Here is a 2,488-nt window from a genome sequence, read left to right as displayed (position 1 = left end):
AGAGTCAGGTGCTCTACCAGCTGAGCTAATGACACATATGGTGCGTCTTTAGGGATTCGAACCCCAGGCCCACGCCTTAGAAGGGCGTTGCTCTATCCAGCTGAGCTAAAGACGCATATTCTATTCTACTATAAGCTTCGTATTACTTCGTCAGCTACTTCACTCACTTCGCTCGAATACATGAAGTATTTCTCGCTTGTTCGTTCCTTGCTTCCTCGTACTACTCGCTTCTAGCGAATATCTCTTTCTATTCTACTATAAACTACGCATTACTTCGTCAACTGCGTCGCTCATTTCGTTCGAATACATGAAGTATTTCTCACTCATTCGCTTCTTGTTTCCTAGTACTGCTTGTTTCTAGCGAATACATCTATTTCCCACTATCAACTGTTTGTTTCTAGTGAATATTACTTGTTCTTTGTTTGCATTTTTCTTTGCTTACTTCGAACATCAACGTTAATTATCTTAACATTTTTCTTTTAAGTTGTCAACATAATTTTTTTAAAATTATTTTGAAACTTTAAGAACTTTCCTCGCCGCCGTTGTTTTCTCTTGGCGACGAAGATTATTCTACAATATCCCTTACAATATGTCAACACTTTTTTTATTATTTTTTTGCACGTTGTATTTTAACCTTCTTTCCCTTAATAGTTAGCTCCTTATATTGGCGTAAAAATCCCTCTCCTTTGCTATTTAAAATATCTACAAAAGAACATACATCTTGCACATCTATAATCCCTATATCATCACCACTTAAACCATCTAAATTGCTAAATGAACCAACTATATCAAGAGGACGGATCTTTTTCTTCTTTCCAGCATTTATATATATCTTAGTAACTTCTTTTGATACACCTTTTTTCCCTTTTTCTTTTTTTCCAAATCTATTTTTTTCACTATCCTTAAAAGTAACTTTTCCAACCTCTACTGCTCTTTGATCTGGTTCAGAATCAAGTTTAATACTATAGCCTATATATTCTTCTATCTGATTTAAAAATTTCATTTCATAGGTAGATACTAATGATATCGCAATGCCAGACTTATCACCTCTACCAGTCCTTCCTATTCTATGAACATACGCATCTTTCTCCATAGGCGGTTCATAATTGATTACATGTGTTATATGATCTACATGAATCCCTCTTGCCGCCACATCTGTAGCTACTAAAATCTTAAATTCTCTATCTTTAAATCTTTCCATTACCTTTATTCTATCTTTTTGATCCATATCTCCATGAATAGCCTCTGCAAATATCTTTTCTCTCTTTAAACTATTTACCACTTCTTTTACCTTATCTCTTGTATTACAGAATATAATAATTGCATCACTATTTTCACTATATATAAGTTTTTTTAACACTCTTAACTTATCTTGTGATTCTACCCTTATATAACTTTCTTTTATCTTTTCTCTATTAAATACCTTCGACTTCACATCTAAAATCTTAGGTTTATTCATATATACATTACATAATTCCATTATTTCTTGTGGAATAGTCGCAGAAAACAAAAAAGTATTTTTACTTTTAGATAATGACTTTAAAATATCTCTTATTTGATCTATAAAGCCCATATTAAGCATTTTATCGCCTTCATCTATAACCACGGTATTTATTGAAGATAAATCTATAGTTCTCCTTTCTATGTGGTCTATTATCCTTCCTGGTGTTCCAACAACTATATGTACCCTTTGCTTCAACTCTTTTACTTGTTCACTAAACGATTGTTTACCAAACACTGCTGCTACCCTTACCTTCTTTAACCTTCCTATTTTCCCTATTTCCTCTTTTACTTGCACAGCTAATTCTCTAGTAGGTACTAGTACCAATCCTTGAACCATTGCTTTATCAACTACTACCTTTTCACATAAAGGAATCCCAAAAGCTGCTGTCTTTCCGCTCCCTGTTTGTGATTTCACTATTACATCCATATTATTCAAGCAATATGGTATCGCTTCTTTTTGAACTTCTGAAAGTTCTTCAAACCCAAGAAGGTCTATAGCCTTTAATATTTTTTCATCCAATTTTAATTTTTCAAATTTATTATCTTTCATATTCTCTCCTTATACATTGCTTACAATAACTTATTTTCACATATTATTCTTCATGATATTTATTAAAATATTAAATACAAAAAATAAAAAACAGGACATAATGTCCTGTTTCACTTATGGAGCGGGCAGCGGGAATCGAACCCGCACTATCAGCTTGGAAGGCTGAAGCACTACCACTATGCAATGCCCGCATAATATATTTTAATTATAACCACATTAACACCTTTATGGAGCGATAGACGAGGCTCGAACTCGCGACCTTCGCCTTGGCAAGGCGACGCTCTACCAACTGAGCTACTATCGCGCATAAAAAATGTGGTGCAGGTGAAGGGAGTCGAACCCCCACGCCAAAGGCGCTAGATCCTAAGTCTAGTGCGTCTGCCAATTCCGCCACACCTGCTTATTTGGTGGCTCACCGGGGAATCGAACCCCGGA

1 protein-coding gene and 4 tRNA genes are annotated in these 2,488 nt (G+C 34.9%); all 5 read right to left on the bottom strand.

Translation table 11 applies throughout. From position 1 onward, the window contains the following. Nucleotides 1–38 precede the first annotated feature (38 nt). A tRNA-Arg gene (locus tag KQI30_RS16655) sits at nucleotides 39–115 on the bottom strand. 492 nt (nucleotides 116–607) lie between these two features. Further along, a complete protein-coding gene (locus tag KQI30_RS16650) occupies nucleotides 608–2,053 on the bottom strand; it encodes a DEAD/DEAH box helicase (RefSeq protein ID WP_216464465.1) in 1,446 nt (481 codons plus the stop codon). Nucleotides 2,054–2,170: 117 nt separating this feature from the next. Beyond that, nucleotides 2,171–2,244: transfer RNA gene (locus KQI30_RS16645), tRNA-Gly, on the bottom strand. Between the two features lie 37 nt (nucleotides 2,245–2,281). Continuing rightward, a tRNA-Gly gene (locus KQI30_RS16640) sits at nucleotides 2,282–2,357 on the bottom strand. A gap of 12 nt (nucleotides 2,358–2,369) precedes the next feature. Further along, nucleotides 2,370–2,453, bottom strand: a tRNA-Leu gene (locus KQI30_RS16635). Between the last annotated feature and the right edge of the window lie 35 nt (nucleotides 2,454–2,488).

The organism is Clostridium bornimense, from assembly GCF_018917145.1.
GTDB lineage: Bacteria > Bacillota > Clostridia > Clostridiales > Clostridiaceae > Clostridium_AN > Clostridium_AN bornimense_A.
This window is presented reverse-complemented; position numbering and strand designations above follow the sequence as displayed.

Bases quoted from the DNA above. Each gene is read 5' to 3' on its own strand.
- KQI30_RS16650 (WP_216464465.1), bottom strand. From the start codon at position 2,053: ATGAAAGATAATAAATTTGAAAAATTAAAATTGGATGAAAAAATATTA.